Below are 21,779 nucleotides of genomic sequence, written 5' to 3' on the forward strand. Positions count from 1 at the left end.
TGGTGACTCATGCTGAACCTTATCCCTGATGCCAAGTGGGACTCATGATCTCACATCAGGGACTTGTTCGCACCTTCCCTTACCGTTTGTATTTTAAAAGGTAAATTTCATTACTCGTACTTATCGATTTTAGAAGCCTTTTTATTTATCAGGAAGGGGGTTTAACTGTTTCAAAATCATTACAGATGACAGTTATTCACCAAATAACAGAAGGCTCTATACATAGTGGCATGGTTGACTAAATCTGGAGTTCGGTCACACCTCCAGGCTTATCATGTTGACTTCGCCAAAAAGCTATTTATGGCCATAACCCCCAGTTCCATTTTTATTCGTGCGGAGACATTTGCTGAGTGAATATGAATTTGGGGAGGGATGAAGTTATTTGTCATTACCTCATTTTCTATCCAGAGAATAACGTCGTATCCGGTTCCCCTATCATCATCACCGAGGTCATGATCAAGACTAATTTCAGTCACCATCTCTGTTTTTAGCCATGCAATCGCCTCGTCCGGCCAGAATACGCGAACCCACCCTACCGGAGTTTTTCTTTCATCGTCCAGATACAATTTCATGCCATTTTCTCCAGGAGCAGTTTCAATAAGTGAGCAATGCCGCGATTGGCCCCATCAACAATCAGCTCACCGGGAAACGGTAGTCTGGATGACAAACCAAGATCGGGATCGATGTAGTAGACACATGCGCCCGGGTTGATGTTTCGTAACAGGGAGGTCGCAGGCTCAACAAGCAAACTGGTGCCGACAACTACTACGGTATCAGCCTCGCAGAGCCAGCGACGAGCTTGTTGATACTCATAAACTTTTTCGCCAAACAGCACTATATCTGGGCGCAATTGTGAGCCAGTGAATGGGCAGCAATCACCGACCGCTACATCCTCATGCCAGGGCTGCCGATATTTTTGACTACGGAAACCTTTGGGGAACAAAAACTGGATTGAACCATGCAAATGAAGTACTCCACTGCTGCCGGCTCTCTCATGTAAGTCATCAATATTTTGGGTGATGACTCTAACAGTACATTGCTGCTGTAGCAGGGCCATCAAATAGTGCGCCTGTGAGGGGGCGGCTTCCAACATGGTTTGACGCCGTTGGTTGTGAAAAGCCAGGAAGCCAGCCAGATCCGTATTCATGCTGTTAACGTGGGAATAGCACCAGTTTTCATGATTACGCCAAATGCCCTTGCTTCTAAACGTGGGCACACCGCTTTCCGCTGACAAGCCCGCCCCGGTAAAGAAGATGATAGTGGGATGGTAGTGTTGGCCCCTGATCGCGGCTTGTGCTCGTTTTTCTCTGTGACGGCGCTGATGTCTTCGTGCTCGGGAAGATATTGGTTGCATACGACCACCTTTGGTAAGGAGCGACCAGCCCGCTCGATTGATTTGGTACTGAGCCAAGGGGATGGGGATCACACCTCATGGCTATGTTCCTACTCACCTCGTCGAGATAAGAATGAGGGGGTGCGGCAGTTACCAGCTGAGATCAAACAAGCTGTGACCAATGGATTTTATTGCGCTAGCTGATCCCGCGCTTTGTTTACTGATGGGCTCGCTATGCATGAAAAACCAGTAGCGATACTCCTGAGCAAAATGGTCACTTGCCTGCAAAACCGGTTCCCGGTAATCGCGTCTTATGCGCTCCGTTATGACCCGCTGCTCATCTAGATACAGCTCTTTGAGGCCAAAGCCATGTTGTCGGATACACCAGTCGACAACACACAATGCGGTTAACTGGTTGTATCGCCTAAACGGTCGGATTGAACTAATCAGATAAAACAGTTCAGCTCCTCTGGCAAAGATACATGGATAGGCTTCCGCCCTGGTTTGATTTTGCTGCACTCGCATGATGGTCCAGTCCAGGATTTGCAATATACCCTGGGTGGTTGTGGTGGGTTTTTGATCAATGGCACGACTGATGAAACGATGGATTTGAAGAACTTTTCTCGTTGGAATCATTGTTGCTACCTCACATGTTATTCGCCCCAAGACCACTCGTGTAAGGAAGATTTAGAAGCCTTAAGTTAATGCTGGGGGCGATTCTGTGATGGGGTGAAGCAACTTGCCCATAATGCAGATTTGAAGAGGATGGTGGAGATCAGATCACCGCCCCTCAATGAGTTCCCTCCAAGCAGCATCGATTTCCCCCCCTCAACACACCTCCCCTTGCGAATGTTACTCGGCGCCCATTAATTGCTCAGCGATTGGATATCATTTTGAAAAACTGATACTTAAGTAGCTACACTAGCCATTATCAACATGCAGGGACGTGTCACAAATGAGTTTGATTGGCTTGGTACTGGCGTTGATCGCCATCCTTGGCGGCAACATGATCGAGGGTGGTCACCCCAGTGCACTGCTCGATCTGCCCGCATTCCTTATCGTAATCGGCGGCACCATAGGTGCCGCGCTGACCCAGTTTCCTTTCTCCGTCGTCGGCAGCACCTTGAAGCGCTTCAAATGGCTGCTCTCCCCTCTCAAACTCGACATGCTGGAACAGGCCCAGTTGCTGGAGACCCTGGCAGGCAACGCCCGCCGCAGCGGTATGCTGGCGCTGGAAGGGATGATCGAGGAGATCAAGGATCCCTTCCTGAAGAAAGGGGTGCAGATGATGGTCGATGGCTACGAGAAGAACAAAATCCACGAGGTACTGGAGAACGAGATCGAATTTGAACAGGAAGATCTCGAACAGACAGTCAAATTCTATGAAGCCATGGGGGGCTACTGCCCGACCATGGGGATCGTCGGTGCGGTATTTGGCCTGATCCATGCCATGGGTCTGCTGGATGCCCCGGACAAGCTGGGTGGTGCCATCGCGGTGGCCTTTATCGCCACCATCTACGGGGTATCCGCCGCCAACCTGATCTTCTTGCCGTTCGGCAACCGCTACAAGGGATTTGCCCACCAGATCCGCCACTACAAGGAGATGACCCTGACCGGCATTCTCTGCATCGTGGATGGCGAGTCCCAAGCGCGCCTGCAAGTTACCCTCGAACCTTATCTGGGAGGCCATGGTGGCCAAAAAGAAAAAAGCTGAAGCGCCGGAGAACCACGAACGCTGGCTGGTCTCCTATGCCGACTTCATGACCCTGCTGTTTGCCCTGTTTGTGGTGCTCTACTCCTTTGCCATGGCCAAGCAGTCCGAAACCCGGGTGCTTATCCAGGGCTTTATCGAGTCACTGGGTAAAATCGGCCTCATCTCCCCTCCTGCCGGCTCACCCGTGATGCAGGGCGGTACCGGCATTCTTGAACCGGAATCGAAGACCACCCCCAGCAGCTCGGAAAAAGAGACCCTGCTGGATAAAGAGGCGCAACCCGCGGCATCTGACCCCTTCAACGAGACCATAGGTGCCTCGGAAAAACCGAGCGCCACCGAAGCCTGGCCCCACAAGACCAAGGAACAGGAGTGGGTGCAGGTGACCAAGCAGAAGCTGGAGCAGCAGCTCAAGGCCCAGATCGAATCCAAGGATCTGGAGGTCGAGCAGCTTGGCAGTCAGCTGGTGATCCGCATCGGCGAGAAGGCGCTGTTTCCCTCCGACTCGGCGTTCCTGCAACCCCAGTTCGTCCCGCTGGTCCACAAGATCTCCGGCATTCTGGCCAATATTCCGGGGCAGGTGGTGGTCACTGGTCATACCGACAACTCCCAGGCGCCGGTGGAGCTCTATCGCAACAACTGGGAGCTCTCGGTGCTGCGGGCCTCTTCCATCGTGCAGACCATGCTGGCCAACCCCCAGCTGGATGCCAGACGGGTCATTGCCCAGGGTGTTGCCGACACCCAGCCCCGTTTCGCCAATGACACCGCCGAACATCGCCAGGCGAACCGCCGGGTCGATATCACCCTCTCCCAAGGCAAGGCAGCAGAAGAGTCGCTGCAACTGCTCAAACCCTAACCACCCCGCTCCCGCCTCGCGCGGGAGTCTCTTTTAAAAACAAATAACTCAGTAATATCAACACCATAAGATCTTAATGATAATGATTGCCATTTATTGTCAAGTGGTCAGGCCTCTGCAATAATGCCGCCCCTCAGGCTCAAATAAAAACAATTATCATTATGAACAAACTGCTTCAGGCATGGCCGGCACTCCTGTGTGCCTCGGCTGGCGCGGCCGATCTTCCCCCTGTGGAGAAGGTGCGCAGCGACGACACCATCATTGTCACCGGGCAACGGGTACAACAGAAACTCTCCGATGTCTCCGGCTCCATCACCGTCATCACCCAGGAAGAGCTGGACCGTCAGGTCGCCAGCGAGCTGACCCATGTGTTTCGCAAGATCCCCGGCGTCTCGGTCACCGGCTCTGCCGGGCGACCGCAAAACATCAGCGTGCGCGGCATCGGGGGCAACCGCATCCTGCTGATCAAGGATGGTGTGCGCGTCAGTGACGGCTTTGGCGCCGACAACATCAATGACAAGGTGGGCCGCTTCAACTTCGATCTCGATGACATCAAGCAGATTGAGGTGGCCAAGGGGGCCGGTTCCTCCCTGCATGGCTCCGATGCCATCGGCGGCACCGTGGTGATGAATACCAAACAGCCGGAAGATTATCTGCAACAGCAGGATAGCTATCTGGCGGCCAAGACCCTCTACGGTGGCGACAGTAACAAGAAGAAGCTCAGCATGACCGGCGCGGCGCGGGCGCTGGAGAGCGAACATCTGTTACGCCTCTCCGGCTGGCGCGGCAACGAAACCGCCAACTTTGAGGAGAACCGCATTCCGGCAGATCTGGATGGCATGAGTGCCTCCACCAGCAGCCGCCTCCCCCTCAATGCCCATCACGCCCTGCGACTGGAGCTGGACTACTACGAGGATCACGCCAAACGCCTGATGGGCCCCAAGGCAGTGCCTCAACCCGATGGCAGCTGGAATGTGGTCGGCTTTCAGGAAAACAGTGATCAACGTACTCAGGGCGGCAAGTTCAGCTGGGAAGCCAACGATCTGGGCATGGTCGATACCCTCAACTGGAGCCTGTTTGGCAACCAGTCCCGCAACGAGGCCAACCAGCGCCAACTGCTGCGCAACGATGCCCTGAGCGGCTATCCCAGATATCGCAGCCAGCGCACCCTCTCCACCTTCGAGGAGCTGCGCCTTGGCAGTGAGCTGGAGTTGCAGAGCAAGCTGAGCACCGGCGCGCTGGATCACACCTTCAGCTACGGTGTGGAGCTGGAGCAGGCCAACCACGAGCGGCCAGTCAGCAATCTGACCCTGGAAGATGGCATCACCACCCAGGGACAGAAAGCCCCCTTCAGCAAGGCCGAAACCCGCCGCGATGGCATCTGGCTGAGCGATGTGATCGATCTGGGCAACTGGCAGTTTACCCCGACCCTGCGCTTTGACCGCCAGCGCCTGCGCGCACCGGACAGTAATCTGGCCGAGAACCACAGCGACCACATCTCCCCCAGTCTGGCGGCCAGTTACCGCTTCAACGAGACATGGCGCAGCTGGCTCAGCTATGCCAACGGCTTCCGCGCCCCCGCTTACGATCAGGTTTACGGCAACATTCCCCACTACTTTGCCATGCCGCCGTTCGAGATCATTGCCAACCCCAACCTCAAGGAGGAGACCAGCCACAGTCTGGAGTGGGGAGTGAATGGCCAAAGCGACAACTGGAGCGTCAAACCGGCCATTTTCTACAACCGCTACTACAACTTCATCGACTGGCGCCAGACCGGTTTCCGCCTCGATGACGGTGTCTTCCTGCGCCAGTATCGCAACGTCGCCAAAGCAGAAACCTGGGGCGCCGAGCTGGCCGCCAGCCTCTGGCTGAGCGACGAGTGGGAGCTTTCGACCAATCTGGCCTGGATGGATGGCAAGGATCACCGCGGCGAGCCACTGCGCACCCAGACACCGCTGGAAGGCAACACCACCCTGCGCTGGCAACAGCTCGACTGGGGGGTTGAGCTCAGTGGCAACTATGCCGCCGCCATGACCAGGGTGCCCCAGTGCGCCAGCGCCCAGACTGGCTACAGCGGCGCCTGCCAGAGCAGCGCAGGCTGGTTCAGCCTGGATCTCACCGGCGACTGGCAGATCACCGAGGCGCTCAAGGTCAATGCCACCATCGGCAACCTGCTCGATACCCGCTACGTCCGCTATCAGGATGTGGCCGGACTCCCGGCTGGCAGCGACACCTCCCTCTACAGCCAGAGCGGTCGCTACCTGTCCGCCAGCCTCAGCTACCGTTTCGTGGGGATGTGATGACGCATCATGCAATCATGGCGGCCCTCTTGGCCGCCCCGTTGGCGTGGGCGCAAGAGACCCTGCCACCGCCGATCCCGTCCCAATCACACCTGATTTCGGGCAATCCCGTACGCCAGGATCCCTACTTCTGGTTGCGGGACGAGAGCCGCAGCAACCCGCCCATTCTCGCCCTGCTCAAGCAGCAAAATCGCTGGAGCGAGCAGCAGCTCGCCGCGCAGCAGCCGCTGGAGGCGATCCTGCGCGCCGAGTTTGCCAACCATCCGGCGGGGGAACCCGTACCGGACAACTGGCTTGTGCGCGGCGATCAGGCATGGCAGCTGCGCCCGGACGGCTCCCTCTGGCAACGCCACGGGGGCAAGGTTCAGCAACGGCTTCCCGCCAGAGCGGGTGAGGGCTATTACGACGCGGGCAGCTGGGCCCTGAGCCCGGATAACCGCACGCTGGTCATCGCCGAAGACAGACGCGGCGATCTCGACTATCAGGTCACCCTGCTCGATCTCCAGAGCGGCAAGGCGCTGGCCAGCTTGCCGCAGCGCAGCGCCGATCTCGCCTGGTCACAAGATGGTCGCACCCTCTACACCATCGCCAACGAGCGCGACACCCTGCGCCCCTGGCAGCTGCGTGGCTGGAGGGATGGCCAGGAGCAGACTCTCTATGAGGAGCAGGATCCCGCCTGGCTGCTCAGCCTATATCGCACCACGGATGGCCAGCATCTGGTGTTGCAGGGCAACAACCACGACAGCTCGGAGCAGTACCTGCTCGACTCGGGCAAGCCGCAGCAGGTCAAACCCCGCCAGCGCGGGGTGGAATACTATCTGGACAGTCAATCCGGCTGGGTGATCAAGAGCAACCGGGAGGGGGCGTTTGCCCTCTACTCAGCCAGCACGCCGCTCGGTGAGTGGCAGCGCCTGTGGCCCGCCAAAGGGGAGGATCTCGGCGATCCCGAGAAGTGGCGACTGTTTGATCGCCATCTGGTGGTGCAGTTTCGCCAACAGGGGGAGGATTGGCTCGCCCTGCTCGATCGCAACGGCCATGAACGCCAGCGCCTGCCGCTGGCCAGTGGCGCCGGTACCGGCTGGCTGCAAGGAGAACATGACCCGGCCAGCGACCGCATTCTGGTGCGCAGTCAGGGCTTGAGTCAGCCCCCTGGCCAGCGCTGGCTGAATTTGAACAGCGGCCAGTGGATCAACGACCAGCCCACCGGTGACGACAAGGCATTGCCCTATCAGAGCGAGCGGCGCTGGGTCACCTCTGCCGATGGCACCCGGGTGCCCGTCTCGCTGGTGTGGCGCAAGGATCTGGCCCCCCGCGCCGTGCTGCTCTACGGCTATGGCGCCTATGGCACGCCAATGCGCCCCTACTACCAGAAAGAGCTGCTGAGCCTGCTGGATCGGGGCTTTGTCTACGCCATCGCCCATGTGCGCGGCGGCGGCATGCTGGGGGAGCAGTGGACCCGCGACGGACGGGGCATCCACAAGCAGAACGGCATCAGCGACTTTATCGCCGCAGGTAGCACCCTGCGCCACTGGTCGCCCGACTCAGCCCCTCTGCCCCTGTTCGCCATGGGGGGCAGCGCCGGTGGCACCTTGGTTGCTGCGGCCCTCAACCAGCAACCGACGATCTTTAGCGGCGCCGTGTTGCAGGTCCCCTTCGTCGATATGCTCGGCACCATGAGCGATCCCGCCCTCCCCTTGACCCGTCAGGAGTATCAGGAGTGGGGCAACCCGGCCAAGCCCGCAGAGTATCAGGCGATGCGCCGCATCAGCCCCTACGACAACCTGCACCGCGCCCCCTACCCGCCCCTGCTGGTCACTACCGCCCTGCACGACAGCCAGGTTCCCTACTGGGAGCCGGTCAAGTGGCTGGCTCGCCTGCGGGAGCACAGCACGGGCTCCGGCCCCTACCTGCTGCTGACCGAACTGGAGGGAGGCCACCGCGCCGGTGGTGGCGATCGGGCTCGTGAATTTGCCTTCTTGTTGCATCTGGCGGGGATCGACCAATGACCCTGCCACTGATTGGGAGTACCACTATGAAACCCCTGTTGCCCGCCCTCTTGCTGGGGCTGGCTGGCTTTGCCACTCAGGCCGCCGAACTGCGTTTTGTCGAACAGGACGCCCCGGCCGATCCCCGCCTCTGGCTCGAACAGCAGCTCGGCGTCACCCTGAGTGATGCTCCGGCCTATCAGCGCCAAGGCAAGCTGGGCCACTATCTGCACTATCGCCAGCAGCTCAATGGCGCACCGATCGCCGGTCTCATGGCCGCCGTCAGTCTCGATGAGCAGGGTCGCCCGTGGCGCCTTTATCACAATACCCGGCTGATGCAGCCACAGGCGACGCCATGTGACGACGCCAGCCGCGCCGGGGTGGATGCCTATACCGCCACGCTGGATGGCGCTGTGTGGCAATTCGCCGGCAGTGACGAAGCCCAGCCCTGGTACTGGCAGGATGGCGACACCCTGACCCCCGCCTGGCGCCTGCTGGCGGTGGAAAGCCAGCCGGGCAACAGCAAGAGCAGCCACTGGCAGCTGTTTGTCACTTGCGATGGCAGTGCCCTGCTGGGGCGCACGCTGCAAGAGGCCAGCACCCGCGCCGAAGCGGCCCCGCTGGCAGGGGAATCGGCCACGGTGCAAGCCCGCATCTTTGCCCTCGATCCCCGCACCCAGCTGAAAGATGGCAACCTGCTCTGGCGCCATGATCTGGAGCTGGACAACGGGGCCTATCGTACCGTACCGCTCACGGTACAAAAGGTGGATGACACCTACCTGCTGAGCGGCCCTCGCGCCCGGGTCGTGGATGGCACGGCGCCAGAAACAGCCCCCTTTAGCAGCCCTGATGCCGATGGCTTCCAGCTGGATCACCAGCAGCCCGCCTTCCTCGATATCAATGGCTACTACCATCTGGATCTGGCCCAGCGCCACGTGGAATCCCTGGGCTACCCGGCGCTGATGGGTGGCCCCCTGGCCATCGATACCGATGCCGGGGAGCAGGACAACTCACTCTATGATCCCTTCTTGCGCCGGTTGGAGATTGGCCGGGTCGGGGTGCCCGATGCGGAAGATCCCATGGTGATCTGGCACGAGTTTGGCCATGCGGTGCAGCACCATATTCTGCCCGACATGGGAGACGAGGGTGACTGGGGCGCCATCGGTGAGGGCTTTAGCGACTATCTGGCCGCCAGCTGGCGCCAGCGCAGTCCCGAGGCCCGCCAGTTCGAGCCCTTCATGGTCTTCAACTGGGATGCCAGAATAAGCGGCCGGACGCCCCGTCAGCTCGATGATCTGCGGGCGCGCTATCACCCAGGCTTCCTCTATCCGGCTCACCTCACCATCAACGGCAGCAACGGCGACCAGCTGTGGGGCACCCCGCTCTTCACCGCGCTGCGCCAGGCCGTTGAACAGTATGGCGAGGTCGCCCGTAACGAGTTCGATACCCTGCTGATTGAATCCCACTTCGGCCTCGGCCCGCAGGTGCGGATGCCCCAGCTGGCACGCGTCACCGTGGATACCGCCAACCGCCTCTATCCGGACCGCAGCTATGGCAAGCTGCTGGAGCAGGCCTTCCGCCACCACGCCCTGCTGCCCACTCCCATCGCGGCCCGCCTCGCCGATGACAGCTACCTGCTGCCCGGGGAGAAAAAGAGCCTCGCCATTGAACTAACCAACCAGAGCGGCCGCCCCCTGACCGTGGCCGACGCCAGCCTGCTGCCGATCAAGGGGATCATGGGTGACGGTCACTGGCAGGGAGAGCTCAACGCCGATGGCACCGCTCGCTGGACCCTGCCGCTGGAAGCGGCGAGCAACCTAACCTGTGGCGAGGCTGTCACCTTGCCGCTGCAGTTCCAGCTCACCCTGCCCAGTCCCACCGAGCGCCAGACCCGCCTTGACCTGCAACTGCCGATCGGTGAACCGCTCTGGCAGCGGGCCATCGGCCAGGGTGGCCAGATCAAGGATGCGGTGAGCGATGAACGGCACGGCCTGTCCCGCTTCACCCTCACCCTGCCCGAGAGCAGGGCCCGCATCGACAGCGGATTCGTGGTTGCCCTCGATCTGGAGCACAGCAAGCTGGAGCAGCTGGAGATCTGGCTCACCTCCCCTTACGGCACCCGGATCAGCTTGTGGAACAAGGGCTACGCCAGTCATACCCGGCTCAAGGGGGAGTTCCCCCGTGAACTGGTACCGTTCGAATCGCTGGATAAGCTGCACGGCGAACCGCTCGCTGGCCGCTGGCTGCTGGAGATCAACGACACCAGCGCCGGTGACACCGGTCAGTTGCGCAGCTGGCGTGTCGCCCAGCAAGTCGGCGCCCGCTGTGACAAGGATGAAGCCCTGCCCAACACCGGCATCATCCCCCTTGAGCAGGATGAAGGGGGTGGTGGCACAGCTTCCCCCCTGCTGCTGTTGCTGGCCCTGTGGCCACGTCTCTGGCGCCGGAGCAGCCCGCGCAGTTGAACCCTGTACCACGGGGGTCACCGCCCCCGTGAACCTGTGACCGAATCAAGGAATGTGAAGTGAAACCATCCGTACTGGTTATTGCAACCCTCTCAGCCCTGCTCAGCGCCTGTGGCGGCGGGGAAGATAACGCACCACTGGCGATCCCGGACTACCGGGTCGATGTCGCCCTGCCGACCGCCGGTACCCTGTGCGCCGATCTGGATCAGAACTGGCAATGTGATTCCGCCGACCCTGCCGTCAGCGGCGAAGGAGCGGTGGCCCTGGTCAGCCGTTCGGCCAACATCGTCAACTCGCCCCTGCTGTTCGTACCGCGGGGCGGAGGGCTGCTGCTGGCGCATCCGGCCGCCAAAGGGGAGCCACAACGGCTGCAACCGACCCTGCTCAGCACTCTGTGGCAGAGCCGTATTGCCGAAGGGGTGGCCGCCGACCGCGCACTGTCACTGCTGCTGGCCGATCTCGCACCGCTGCAACCGGGCAGCGATCGCGCAGCCCTCGCGGGTCTCGGCCAGTTTGATCAGGCGCTGCAGCAGGTGGCGATCAGCTTGCAGCAACAGGCCCGCACACGCCTTGCCAACGCCAAAGAGACCCAGTTGCTCACCACCAGCTATCGCGCCATCAGCCTGATGCTGGAGCAATTGGCTCAGGAGTGGCAGCGCAACGGCCAGTTTGCTGAAGAGACCCAAAGCGAGCTGCTGACCCTGCTGGTGCAGCAGCAGCCACGCAACCTGCTGACCGTCACCGGCGTCACCACCTTCAGCGATGGCAACGATCCGCTGCTGGAACAGGAACCCGATGACTATCCGGGACAAGATGCCAGCTGGAATCGCACTCGTCCGCAGCTTGCCTATCGCAAGCTCGATGATCGCGGTCAGTCGCTCCCCGACAACGCGCCGAGCTGGCAGTGCGTCAAGGATCTCAATACCGGTCTGGTGTGGGAGGTCAAATCGGATGATCCCTTGAGCCCGGCCTGGAAAAGCAGACCCTTTGCCTATGAGGATGAGCAACTCACAGCGACCGCAGGCGAGCAGCAAGAGGCCTACCAGCATATTCATAACAGGATCGAACAGCTCACCGCCGAAGGGGATCTGGTTGCCCTCGCTCGGGCACAGGCGCTGACCACCATGCTGACCACCCGCGCATATCAGCAGTGGCTCAATGGCGAGCAGCGCTGCGGTATCAGCCAGTGGCGGTTGCCCACCATGAGCGAGCTGATGTCACTGATGCACTACGGCAGCCTGGCCAAGGACCCGCTGGGTCAGCGCATCATCGTGGATACCCGTTACTTCCCGGATATCGCCCCCTCGGAAGATGGCTTCTTCCATGGTTACTTCTGGAGTGCCACCAGCAACACCGCCCAGCGCTTCTCCGGTGGCCCCATCAGCAAACGCACGGCCCTGTTCCAGGGAGACGATGCGGGCACCACCTATCCCGCGCTGGTGCAGCAAGATACCTATATCGAACTGATGCAGGTACGACTGGTCGCTACCCCACAATAATTCGAGGAATATCATGAGCCTTTATCGTTTTTCGTTCGCCATGCTGGCACTGCTGGCCCCCCTTGCCCACAGTGCTGCCATTTGTGATGACAGCATGGATCGCACCGCCCCTTCTGCCCGTTTTCTTGACCATGGCAACGGCACCGTCACTGATCAACACACCGGCCTCACCTGGATGCGCTGCAAACTGGGGCAAACATGGAATGGCAGCAGTTGCCTGGGGGAACCGACCGTTTACTACTGGCAGCAGGGGTTGCAAGTGGCGGAGCGGATCCGCAGCGACAGCAGCCATGCACTCTATCACTTCGGCGGTGTCAGCCAGTGGCGCCTGCCCGACATCAAGGAGCTGGCGACCCTGGTCGAGCATGCCTGCTACCAGCCTTCTCTCAATGAAGCCATTTTCCCGCGCGCCATGGCGGGGGGCGGTAAAGAGGTCAACGACGGCTATGTCTATCTGATGAGCAGCACGGTGGCCTCTGCCAATGGCCAGCGGGCATATCTGGATATCACCTCGGGAGATATCGGTCTTCGCGTCGTTGGCGCCTATCAGGATCAGGTCTTGCTGGTCGCCAATAAACCCTGACCCCCCACGCTCGACACCGGAACGTGATGACAGGAGAGGCTTGAAAGCCTCTCTTTTTATTGCTCTTGCCATCCCCCCTATCTCACCCGCCATCACGCTCTTCACCCACCAATGCCCCCTGCCCGCGATACCGACTCAATCCGGTTTAGCCCGCGACATTTACCCCTTTCAGGTGATGGCGAGGAGCAGGGTTCTGCGCTTTCCAGGCCTTTCCCGCCCGCCATAACCAACAAAAAAGTGCGCTTCTTAACAAAATTTAATTACCAGTTAACCGATTAATAATTAACCCATAAAAATGACATGTAAATCAGTACGAAAGTGTCATAATGCGTAACATTATTGTTAAGTCACTTGATTAAATTGGTTAGGAAAAACCTCTATGTTTGCTGATATTTCTGCTCAACATTGGGCTTTTGCCATTTATGTCATCGGTGCCATTACCATCTGTCTGGTGATGATAGGTCTCGCCGCCCTGTTGGGGGGCCGTGCCTACGGCCGTACCAAGAACAAACCATTCGAATCTGGTGTCGACTCGGTCGGCAGTGCCCGTCTGCGTTTTTCCGCCAAGTTCTATCTGGTCGCCATGTTCTTCGTCATCTTCGACGTCGAGGCGCTCTACCTGTTTGCCTGGTCCGTTTCCGTGCGCGAAAGCGGCTGGGTCGGCTTTATTGAAGCCACCATTTTCATCGGACTGCTGCTTATCGGCCTGATCTACCTCTGGCGCATCGGCGCACTGGAGTGGTCACCGCGCAAACCGCAGCTGAACAACAAAAACAGTGATTGAACCACAGACCCTTTCCTTGAGGTTGCACCATGAAGTACACCCTGACCCGGATTGACCCGGATGCACCCGTTGAGCGCTACCCCCAGGAGCAGCGCCAGACCGTCGATGACCCACTGGCGCAAGAAGCGACGCGCGGCATCATGATGGGCCGTCTCGAGGAGGTGCTGCAAGACACAGTCAACTGGGGCCGCAAAAACTCCCTCTGGCCTTACAACTTCGGCATCTCCTGCTGCTACGTGGAGATGTGTACCGCCTTCACCTCCCCCCACGATGTGGCCCGCTTCGGCGCCGAAGTTATCCGTGCCTCGCCCCGTCAGGCCGATTTCATGGTGATTGCAGGGACCCCCTTCATCAAGATGGCACCGGTGATTCAACGCCTGTATGAACAGCTGCTCGAACCCAAGTGGGTGATCTCCATGGGCGCCTGTGCCAACTCAGGCGGCATGTATGACATCTATTCCGTGGTGCAGGGGGTGGACAAGTTCCTGCCGGTCGACGTCTACATTCCGGGTTGCCCGCCCCGTCCCGAAGCCTTTTTGCAAGCCCTGATGCTGCTGCAGGACTCCATCGGCAAAGAGCGCCGCCCCCTCTCCTGGGTAGTGGGCGATCAGGGGATCTACCGTCCCCAGATGCAGGCCGAAAAAGAGCGCAAGCGCGGCGAACGGATCAATGTGACCAACCTGCGCACGCCGGATGAGATCTGACCATGAAACTGACTCGTGATTTTCCCAGCAATTACGCCATGGCCCAGTGGCAGCCCAGCGACCACCAGGATGCCAAAGTCATTGGCGAACTGTTTGCCCACTTCGGGGCCGAGCACTTCACCGTGCAGACCACGCGCACCGGCGTGCCGGTGGTCTGGCTTCCCCGCGAACTGCTGCAGGATGTGATGGGCTTTTTGCGCAAGGTGCCCTCCCCGTTTGTGATGCTGTTTGATCTCAGCGCCACCGACGAGCGGCTGCGCAGCCATCGCGACGGTCTGCCCCAGAGCGATTTCACCGTCTTCTATCACCTCATCTCCATCGACCGTAACGCCGATGTGATGTTGAAAGTGGCGCTGGCCGAGAGTGACCTGCATCTGCCCACCATCACCAACCACTTCCCCAATGCCAACTGGTACGAGCGGGAAGTGTGGGATCTGATGGGCATCACCTTCGATGGCCACCCCCATCTGACCCGCATCATGATGCCCAAGAGCTGGCAGGGTCACCCGCTGCGCAAGGATTACCCGGCGCGCGCCACCGAATTCGATCCCTTCATGCTCGATGCCGCCAAACAGGACATGGAGCAGGAGAACCTGCTGTTCAAACCGGAAGAGTGGGGGCTGGCCCGCGGCAACGAGAACGAGGACTACATGTTCTTGAACCTCGGCCCCAACCACCCCTCTGCTCACGGCGCCTTCCGTCTGGTATTGCAACTCGATGGCGAGGAGATCCGCAACTGCGTGCCTGACATCGGCTACCACCATCGTGGTGCCGAGAAGATGGGCGAGCGCCAGTCCTGGCACAGCTACATTCCCTATACCGACCGGGTCGAGTATCTGGGCGGGGTGATGAACAACCTCCCCTACGTGCTGGCGGTCGAAAAGCTGGCCGGCATCAAAGTGCCGCAGCGGGTCGACATGATCCGGGTGATGATGGCGGAGCTGTTCCGCATCCAGAGCCACCTGCTGTTCCTCGGTACCTATATCCAGGACGTGGGGGCCATGACCCCGGTCTTCTTCACCTTCACCGACCGGCAGAAGATCTACACCATCATCGAGGCGATCACCGGTGCCCGTATGCACCCGGCCTGGTTCCGCATCGGCGGTGTGGCCCACGACTTGCCGAAGGGATGGCAACGGCTGGTGCAGGACAACCTGCTGAGCTGGCTGCCCAAGCGGCTGATGGATTACGAAAAAGCGGCGATGCGCAACAGCATACTGCGCGGTCGTACCATAGGCGTCTCTGCCTACACCACCGAGCAGGCGTTATCCTGGGGCACCACGGGGGCCGGATTGCGCGCCACCGGCCTCAACTTTGACGTGCGCAAGTGGCGTCCCTATTCGGGCTATGACCAGTTCGACTTTGAAGTGCCGGTCGGCAGCAATGGCGATGCCTACGACAGAGCCACCGTGCGGATCGAGGAGATCCGCCAGAGCATGTCGATCATCGAGCAGTGCATGAAGAACATGCCGGAGGGCCCCTTCAAGGCGGATCACCCGCTGACCACACCGCCGCCCAAAGAGCGCACCCTGCAGCACATCGAGACCCTGATCAACCACTTCCTGCAAGTGTCGTGGGGCCCGGTGATGCCCGCTGCCGAGTCGTTCCAGATGATTGAGGCGACCAAGGGGGTCAACAGTTACTACCTGACCAGTGACGGCTCCACCATGAGCTACCGGACCCGGATCCGCACCCCGAGCTTTGCTCACCTGCAGCAGATCCCCTCGGTGATCAAGGGCAGCATGGTGTCGGACCTCATCGTCTATCTGGGCAGTATCGATTTTGTTATGTCGGATGTGGACCGTTAAGTGATCCGCCCTCCCGGCCATGGCCGGGAATCGGGATCGCCGGACGAGCAGTAAAAGGACAAGCCACCAAAGGTCAAGTCATGAGCCAGCAATGTCAGTGTCACAATAATCAGACCCCACAGGGGCAAGGGGCATGCAGCAGCAAACGGGACGACTTCGTTCTGAGCCAGGCTGAACGCGATGCCATCGAACACGAGAAACACCACTACGAAGATCCCCGCGCCGCCAGCATCGAAGCGCTCAAGATCGTGCAGCAGGCCAGAGGCTGGGTCCCCGACGGCGCCATTCACGCCATCGCCGCCGAGCTCGGCATTCCCGCCAGCGACGTGGAGGGGGTCGCCACCTTCTATAGCCAGATCTTCCGCCAGCCGGTGGGGCGCCACATCATCCGCGTCTGCGACAGCATGGTCTGCTACATCAATGGCCACGAAGATCTGCTTGCCGGTCTCAAGGAGGTGATGAACCTCGGCCCCGGTCAAACCTCCCCGGATGGCCGCTTCACCCTGCTGCCGGTCTGCTGCCTTGGCAACTGCGACAAGGGGCCAGCCATCATGATCGATGACGACACCTATGGCGGCCTCGATCCGGTGACCTTGCTGAAAACCCTGGAGGCTTACCCATGAGCCTGCCGCAGAACAAGATCCTCGCCTCTCTTGGCACCGCCAACCGCACAGCCCGCACCGCCGAGACCCATCCGCTCACCTGGCGGCTGCGTGACGACGGCCAGCCGGTGTGGCTGGAGGAGTATCAGGCCAAGCAGGGCTATGACGCCGCCCGCAAGGCGCTCGGCCAGATGAGCCCGGACGAGATTGTCAGCACCGTCAAGGATGCCGGTCTCAAGGGGCGCGGCGGCGCGGGCTTCCCCACGGGTGTGAAGTGGGGGCTGATGCCCAAAGACGAGAGCATGAACATCCGTTACCTGCTCTGCAACGCCGACGAGATGGAGCCCAACACCTGGAAAGATCGCCTGCTGATGGAGCAACTGCCCCATCTGCTAATCGAGGGGATGATCATCAGTGCCCGGGCGCTCAAGGCCTATCGCGGTTACATCTTCCTGCGCGGTGAATATGTGGATGCTGCCATCCACCTGCGCCGGGCGGTGGAAGAGGCAAAAGCAGCAGGCCTGCTGGGCAAGAACATTCTGGGATCCGGTTTTGACTTCGAGCTGTTCGTCCACACCGGCGCCGGTCGCTACATCTGTGGTGAAGAGACGGCGTTGATCAATTCGCTGGAAGGGCGCCGCGCCAACCCGCGTGCCAAACCCCCCTTCCCCGCCGTCTCCGGCGTCTGGGGCAAACCCACCTGCGTCAACAACGTCGAAACCCTCTGCAACGTGCCTGCCATCATCGGCAACGGGGTCGCCTGGTACCACGGGCTGGCGCTGCCGGGCTCGGAAGATCACGGCACCAAGCTGATGGGCTTCTCCGGCAAGGTGAACAACCCGGGCGTCTGGGAGCTGCCTTTTGGCATCACCGCCCGCGAGCTGTTTGAAAATTACGCCGGCGGCATGAAGAGCGGCTATCGCCTGAAAGCCTGGCAACCGGGCGGCGCGGGCACCGGCTTCCTGCTGCCGGAGCACCTCGATGCCCAGATGTATACCGCCGGTATCGGCAAGGTGGGCACCCGGATGGGGACTGGTCTTGCCATGGCGGTGGATGACTCCATCAGCATGGTCTCCTTGCTGCGCAACATGGAAGAGTTCTTCGCCCGCGAGTCGTGCGGCTGGTGCACTCCTTGCCGCGACGGCCTGCCCTGGAGCGTCAAGCTGCTGCGAGCACTGGAGCGTGGCGAAGGGCAATCCGGCGATCTGGCGACCCTGGAGCAACTCTGCGGTTTCCTTGGCCCGGGCAAGACCTTCTGCGCCCACGCTCCGGGCGCCGTCGAGCCGCTGGCCAGCGCCATCAAATATTTCCGCTCCGAATTCGAGGCCGGGATCAAAGGCAGCGGCGATAACCGCAAGCCGGTCAAAGGGATCCAGCCCAATCTGCTGGGCGAGCGCTGGTAACGACACCACAGATTTCACAAAACAGGTTTCAGGGAAGTTGTATGGCAACCATTTATGTAGACGGCAAAGAGTACGAGGTAGACGGGGCAGATAACCTGCTGCAAGCCTGTCTGTCGCTGGGTCTGGACGTCCCCTATTTCTGCTGGCATCCGGCGCTGGGTAGCGTGGGCGCCTGCCGCCAGTGCGCGGTCAAACAGTATCAGAATGCCGATGACAAGCGCGGTCGTCTGGTCATGTCCTGCATGACCCCGGCCACCGATGGCAGCTACATCGCCATCGAGGATGAAGAGGCCAAAGAGTTTCGCAAGAGCGTGGTGGAATGGCTGATGACCAACCACCCCCACGACTGCCCGGTGTGTGAAGAGGGCGGCGCCTGCCACCTGCAGGACATGACGGTGATGACCGGCCACAACAGCCGTCGCTACCGTTTCACCAAACGCACCCACCAGAATCAGGAGCTGGGCCCCTTCATCGGTCACGAGATGAATCGCTGTATCGCCTGCTACCGCTGCGTCCGCTATTACAAGGATTATGCCGGTGGCGAGGATCTCGGGGTCTACGGTGCCCACGACAACGTCTATTTCGGGCGGGTCGAGGATGGCACCCTGGAGAGCGAATTTTCCGGCAACCTGGTGGAGGTCTGCCCCACCGGCGTCTTCACCGACAAGACCCACTCCGAGCGTTACAACCGCAAGTGGGACATGCAGTTTGCCCCCAGCATCTGTCAGCAATGCTCCGTGGGCTGCAACATCAGCCCGGGTGAGCGTTATGGCGAGCTGCGCCGCATCGAGAACCGCTTCCACGGCAGCGTCAACCACTACTTCCTCTGTGACCGTGGCCGCTTTGGCTATGGTTACGTCAATCTGGCCGACCGCCCGCGCCAGCCATTGCTCAAAGATGGCAACGACCAGCTGACCATCACTGTCGATGGCGCCCTCAACCGCGCCGCCGATGCCCTGCGCACCGCCAGCGGCCTCATCGGCATCGGCTCGCCCCGCGCCTCGCTGGAGAGCAACTTTGCCCTGCGCGAGCTGGTGGGTGAAGCCAACTTCTACGCGGGTGTCGAGCAGGCCGAGTGGGCTTGTCAGCTGAAGATGCTGCAGATCCTGCAACAGGGCGGCGTGCCGACCCCGAGCCTGCGGGACATGGAAGAGGCCGATGCCATTCTGCTGCTCGGCGAAGATGTCACCATGAGCGCAGCCCGTATTGCGCTGGCGCTGCGTCAAGCCGTCAAGGGCAAGGCTCGCGAGCTGGCCCGCAAGATGAAGGTCGATCTGTGGCAAGTTGCCGCCGTTCAGACTCTGGGTCAGAACGAGCGCTACCCGCTGCTCATCACCAGCCTCGACACCACCCGTCTGGACGATGTGGCGGCCGACAAGCTGCACGCCCCCTATGCCGATCAGGCGCGCCTTGGCTTTGCCATCGCCAACCTGCTCGACCCGAGTGCACCGGCCGTGACCGATCTCGGCCCCGAGCAGCAGGCACAAGCGACTCGCTGGGCCGAGCTGCTCGGCAACGCCAAGAAGCCGCTAATCATTGCAGGCTCCACTGCCCGCGATGTGGCGCTGCTTGAGGCGGCCAGCAACATTGCCCGCGCCCTGAAAGGCCGAGGACTGGAAGCCAGCATCGCGCTGGTTGGCCAGGAGGCCAACTCGCTGGGTCTGGCCATGCTGGGCGCCCAAACCTTGTCAGACAAGCCGCTCGAAGCCGCCCTTGCGCGTATCGAGTCAGAAGAGGGGTTGGCGCTGGTCACCCTGGAGAACGATCTCTACCGCCGCGCGCCGCGCAACCGGGTGGATGCTGCGCTGGCACGGCTGCAGCACCTGCTGGTCATCGACCATCAGGCGACCCCGACCGCCAACAAGGCTGATCTGGTGCTGCCAGCAGCCAGTTTTGCCGAAGCCGATGGCACCCTGGTGAACATGGAAGGGCGCGCCCAGCGCTTCTTCCAGGTCTACGCGCCCGCCTTCTACAACGCCGATATTCAGGTGCGTGAAGGGTGGCGCTGGCTGGCGGCGCTGCAAGGGGCGATCGAACGCAAGCCGCTGCGCTGGCAGAACTTCGACCAGGTCAACCATGACTGCGCCACCAGCAATCCGCTGCTGGCCACCATGCTGGAAGCGGCGCCCAACGCAGGGTTGCGGATCCGTGGCATGCGGCTGGCCCGTGAGCCGCACCGCTACAGCGGCCGCACCTCCATGCTGGCGGATCAGAACGTCAGCGAACCACGGGTGGCGCAGGATCCCGACTCCCCCTTCAACTTCTCCATGGAAGGGTATGCCGGAGCCCGCCAGAACATGCCGCAAGTGCCCTTTGCCTGGGCGCCGGGCTGGAACTCCCCCTCCGCCTGGAACAAGTTCCAGGATGAAGTCGGTGGTCATCTGCGTGCTGGCGATCCGGGTCGCCGTCTGCTGGAAGTAGCAGAGGATACCCTTGGCTGGTTCGCAACCATCCCCGCCCCCTTCCAGGCAGCAGAGGCACTGCAGGTGGTCAACTATGCCCAGCTGTTTGGCGGCGAGGAGCTGTCGGCCCGCAGTCCGGTCATTCAGGCCCGGATGAACGAACCCGAGCTGGTGCTCAATCCCCTTGATGCACAGCGTCTGGCCCTGCATGCCGGTAATCAGGTCTCCTTCTCCTGGGGCGGTAGCCACTGGCAGTTGCGCCTGCGTCTTAGTGCACAGCTGAGCGCCGGTCTGGTGGGGCTCCCCCTTGGGGTGAACGGCCTGCCGACGGCCCTGCAACAAGCCTCAATCACTAACCTGCAGGAGGTGATCGCATGAGCGAGTCGCTGATCGATCTGTTGCTGGAGGTGGGCAAGGCACTGATCGTGCTGGTGGGGATCGTGGGGGCTGGCGCCTTCATGAGCTTCATCGAGCGCCGTCTGCTGGCCTTGTGGCAGGATCGCTACGGCCCCAACCGGGTGGGGCCGTTTGGTCTGCTCCAGCTGGCCGCCGACATGATCAAGATGTTCTTCAAGGAGGACTGGATCCCGCCGTTCGCCGATCGCCGGATCTTTATCCTGGCCCCCATCATCGCCTTCACCGCCTTTATTCTGGCGTTTGCGGTGGTACCCATCACCCCCACCTGGGGTGTGGCGGATCTCAATGTGGGGCTGCTCTACATCCTGGCCATCGCGGGGCTGGCGGTCTACGCTGTGCTGTTTGCCGGCTGGTCGAGCAATAACAAGTACTCATTGCTCGGCAGCCTGCGCGCTTCGGCCCAGACCCTCTCCTACGAGGTGTTCCTGGGCTTGTCGCTGATGGGGATAGTGATCCAGACCGGCAGTTTCAACCTGCGGGATATCGTCGAGGCACAGGCAGACTTGTGGAACGTGGTGCCCCAGATTTTGGGCTTTGTCACCTTCCTGTTTGCCGGTGTCGCCGTCACTCACCGTCACCCGTTTGACCAGCCGGAAGCCGAGCAGGAGCTCGCCGATGGCTATCACATCGAATATGCAGGAATGAAGTGGGGTCTCTTCTTCGTGGGCGAGTACATCGGCATCGTGCTGATCTCCTCGCTCATTGTGACCCTCTTCTTCGGTGGCTGGCACGGCCCCTGGTTGCCCCCCTTCATCTGGTTTGCCCTGAAGACCGCCTGTTTCATGGTGTTCTTCATCCTGCTGCGGGCCTCCCTGCCTCGCCCGCGCTTTGACCAGGTGATGTCGTTTGGCTGGAAAGTCTGCTTGCCGCTGACCCTGATCAATATGCTGATCACCGCAGCAGTTGTACTGATAAGTACGCAGTGAG

Annotated in this window: 17 protein-coding genes; 14 read left to right on the forward strand and 3 right to left on the reverse strand. The window is 60.6% G+C overall.

The features are described 5' to 3' along the window. Positions 1–272: 272 nt before the first annotated feature. The 3 genes from BSP75_RS05795 to BSP75_RS05805 form a co-directional block, all read right to left on the reverse strand. Complete coding sequence (locus BSP75_RS05795) at positions 273–572, reverse strand: cyclic-phosphate processing receiver domain-containing protein (RefSeq protein ID WP_075112533.1); 300 nt, start codon at positions 570–572, stop codon at positions 273–275. Then, positions 569–1,354, reverse strand: a complete 786-nt coding sequence (locus BSP75_RS05800) for a Sir2 family NAD-dependent protein deacetylase (RefSeq protein ID WP_075112534.1) — start codon at positions 1,352–1,354, stop codon at positions 569–571. Before BSP75_RS05800 ends, BSP75_RS05795 begins: the two co-directional genes overlap by 4 nt. A gap of 129 nt (positions 1,355–1,483) precedes the next feature. Then, entirely contained in the window at positions 1,484–1,969 is a 486-nt protein-coding gene (locus tag BSP75_RS05805; RefSeq protein ID WP_075112535.1) for a hypothetical protein, read from the reverse strand. A gap of 319 nt (positions 1,970–2,288) precedes the next feature. Between BSP75_RS05805 and BSP75_RS05810 the strand changes: the two genes are divergently transcribed. The 14 genes from BSP75_RS05810 to nuoH all read left to right on the forward strand — a co-directional run bounded on the left by BSP75_RS05810 (position 2,289) and on the right by nuoH (position 21,778). Next, positions 2,289–3,047: a flagellar motor protein gene (locus BSP75_RS05810; protein WP_075112536.1), complete on the forward strand. Its 759-nt coding sequence runs from the start codon at positions 2,289–2,291 to the stop codon at positions 3,045–3,047. Continuing rightward, positions 3,022–3,900: a flagellar motor protein MotB gene (locus BSP75_RS05815; protein WP_075112537.1), complete on the forward strand. Its 879-nt coding sequence runs from the start codon at positions 3,022–3,024 to the stop codon at positions 3,898–3,900. Before BSP75_RS05810 ends, BSP75_RS05815 begins: the two co-directional genes overlap by 26 nt. Positions 3,901–4,061: 161 nt before the next feature. Then, positions 4,062–6,200 (forward strand): TonB-dependent hemoglobin/transferrin/lactoferrin family receptor, encoded by a 2,139-nt coding sequence (locus BSP75_RS05820; protein WP_075112538.1) that lies wholly within the window; start codon positions 4,062–4,064, stop codon positions 6,198–6,200. Beyond that, positions 6,200–8,206 carry a prolyl oligopeptidase family serine peptidase gene (locus BSP75_RS05825; RefSeq protein WP_075112539.1) on the forward strand — a complete coding sequence of 669 codons (2,007 nt, stop codon included), beginning with the start codon at positions 6,200–6,202 and terminating at the stop codon, positions 8,204–8,206. The genes BSP75_RS05820 and BSP75_RS05825 overlap by 1 nt, the downstream gene beginning before the upstream one ends. Next, complete coding sequence (locus BSP75_RS05830; protein ID WP_083617077.1) at positions 8,203–10,650, forward strand: proprotein convertase P-domain-containing protein; 2,448 nt, start codon at positions 8,203–8,205, stop codon at positions 10,648–10,650. Before BSP75_RS05825 ends, BSP75_RS05830 begins: the two co-directional genes overlap by 4 nt. Positions 10,651–10,709: 59 nt before the next feature. Continuing rightward, on the forward strand, positions 10,710–12,149 hold the full coding sequence (locus tag BSP75_RS05835) for a DUF1566 domain-containing protein (protein ID WP_075112540.1): 1,440 nt from the start codon (positions 10,710–10,712) through the stop codon (positions 12,147–12,149). A 13-nt stretch (positions 12,150–12,162) separates the two neighbouring features. Beyond that, positions 12,163–12,732: a DUF1566 domain-containing protein gene (locus BSP75_RS05840; RefSeq protein ID WP_075112541.1), complete on the forward strand. Its 570-nt coding sequence runs from the start codon at positions 12,163–12,165 to the stop codon at positions 12,730–12,732. 379 nt (positions 12,733–13,111) lie between these two features. Beyond that, complete coding sequence (locus BSP75_RS05845; RefSeq protein WP_075112542.1) at positions 13,112–13,516, forward strand: NADH-quinone oxidoreductase subunit A; 405 nt, start codon at positions 13,112–13,114, stop codon at positions 13,514–13,516. Positions 13,517–13,545: 29 nt separating this feature from the next. Next, positions 13,546–14,220 carry an NADH-quinone oxidoreductase subunit B gene (locus BSP75_RS05850; protein WP_005344917.1) on the forward strand — a complete coding sequence of 225 codons (675 nt, stop codon included), beginning with the start codon at positions 13,546–13,548 and terminating at the stop codon, positions 14,218–14,220. A gap of 2 nt (positions 14,221–14,222) precedes the next feature. After that, positions 14,223–16,028 (forward strand): NADH-quinone oxidoreductase subunit C/D, encoded by a 1,806-nt coding sequence (gene nuoC, locus BSP75_RS05855; RefSeq protein ID WP_075112543.1) that lies wholly within the window; start codon positions 14,223–14,225, stop codon positions 16,026–16,028. Between the two features lie 80 nt (positions 16,029–16,108). Further along, a complete protein-coding gene (gene nuoE / locus BSP75_RS05860; RefSeq protein ID WP_075112544.1) occupies positions 16,109–16,651 on the forward strand; it encodes an NADH-quinone oxidoreductase subunit NuoE in 543 nt (180 codons plus the stop codon). Beyond that, positions 16,648–18,033 carry an NADH-quinone oxidoreductase subunit NuoF gene (gene nuoF, locus BSP75_RS05865; RefSeq protein ID WP_043823885.1) on the forward strand — a complete coding sequence of 462 codons (1,386 nt, stop codon included), beginning with the start codon at positions 16,648–16,650 and terminating at the stop codon, positions 18,031–18,033. Before nuoE ends, nuoF begins: the two co-directional genes overlap by 4 nt. A gap of 41 nt (positions 18,034–18,074) precedes the next feature. Next, entirely contained in the window at positions 18,075–20,813 is a 2,739-nt protein-coding gene (nuoG, locus tag BSP75_RS05870; protein WP_075112545.1) for an NADH-quinone oxidoreductase subunit NuoG, read from the forward strand. Next, positions 20,810–21,778, forward strand: a complete 969-nt coding sequence (gene nuoH / locus BSP75_RS05875) for an NADH-quinone oxidoreductase subunit NuoH (RefSeq protein WP_042019045.1) — start codon at positions 20,810–20,812, stop codon at positions 21,776–21,778. Before nuoG ends, nuoH begins: the two co-directional genes overlap by 4 nt. Position 21,779: the final 1 nt, after the last annotated feature.

This window comes from Aeromonas sp. YN13HZO-058, from assembly GCF_001921245.1.
GTDB lineage: Bacteria > Pseudomonadota > Gammaproteobacteria > Enterobacterales > Aeromonadaceae > Aeromonas > Aeromonas allosaccharophila.

Excerpts from the sequence above, each read along its gene's own strand:
- BSP75_RS05795 (WP_075112533.1), bottom strand. The coding sequence starts at position 572 with ATGAAATTGTATCTGGACGATGAAAGAAAAACTCCGGTAGGGTGGGTT.
- BSP75_RS05800 (WP_075112534.1), bottom strand. The coding sequence starts at position 1,354 with ATGCAACCAATATCTTCCCGAGCACGAAGACATCAGCGCCGTCACAGA.
- BSP75_RS05805 (WP_075112535.1), bottom strand. The coding sequence starts at position 1,969 with ATGATTCCAACGAGAAAAGTTCTTCAAATCCATCGTTTCATCAGTCGT.
- BSP75_RS05810 (WP_075112536.1), top strand. The coding sequence starts at position 2,289 with ATGAGTTTGATTGGCTTGGTACTGGCGTTGATCGCCATCCTTGGCGGC.
- BSP75_RS05815 (WP_075112537.1), top strand. The coding sequence starts at position 3,022 with ATGGTGGCCAAAAAGAAAAAAGCTGAAGCGCCGGAGAACCACGAACGC.
- BSP75_RS05820 (WP_075112538.1), top strand. The coding sequence starts at position 4,062 with ATGAACAAACTGCTTCAGGCATGGCCGGCACTCCTGTGTGCCTCGGCT.
- BSP75_RS05825 (WP_075112539.1), top strand. The coding sequence starts at position 6,200 with ATGACGCATCATGCAATCATGGCGGCCCTCTTGGCCGCCCCGTTGGCG.
- BSP75_RS05830 (WP_083617077.1), top strand. The coding sequence starts at position 8,203 with ATGACCCTGCCACTGATTGGGAGTACCACTATGAAACCCCTGTTGCCC.
- BSP75_RS05840 (WP_075112541.1), top strand. The coding sequence starts at position 12,163 with ATGAGCCTTTATCGTTTTTCGTTCGCCATGCTGGCACTGCTGGCCCCC.
- BSP75_RS05845 (WP_075112542.1), top strand. The coding sequence starts at position 13,112 with ATGTTTGCTGATATTTCTGCTCAACATTGGGCTTTTGCCATTTATGTC.
- BSP75_RS05850 (WP_005344917.1), top strand. The coding sequence starts at position 13,546 with ATGAAGTACACCCTGACCCGGATTGACCCGGATGCACCCGTTGAGCGC.
- nuoC (WP_075112543.1), top strand. The coding sequence starts at position 14,223 with ATGAAACTGACTCGTGATTTTCCCAGCAATTACGCCATGGCCCAGTGG.
- nuoE (WP_075112544.1), top strand. The coding sequence starts at position 16,109 with ATGAGCCAGCAATGTCAGTGTCACAATAATCAGACCCCACAGGGGCAA.
- nuoF (WP_043823885.1), top strand. The coding sequence starts at position 16,648 with ATGAGCCTGCCGCAGAACAAGATCCTCGCCTCTCTTGGCACCGCCAAC.
- nuoG (WP_075112545.1), top strand. The coding sequence starts at position 18,075 with ATGGCAACCATTTATGTAGACGGCAAAGAGTACGAGGTAGACGGGGCA.
- nuoH (WP_042019045.1), top strand. The coding sequence starts at position 20,810 with ATGAGCGAGTCGCTGATCGATCTGTTGCTGGAGGTGGGCAAGGCACTG.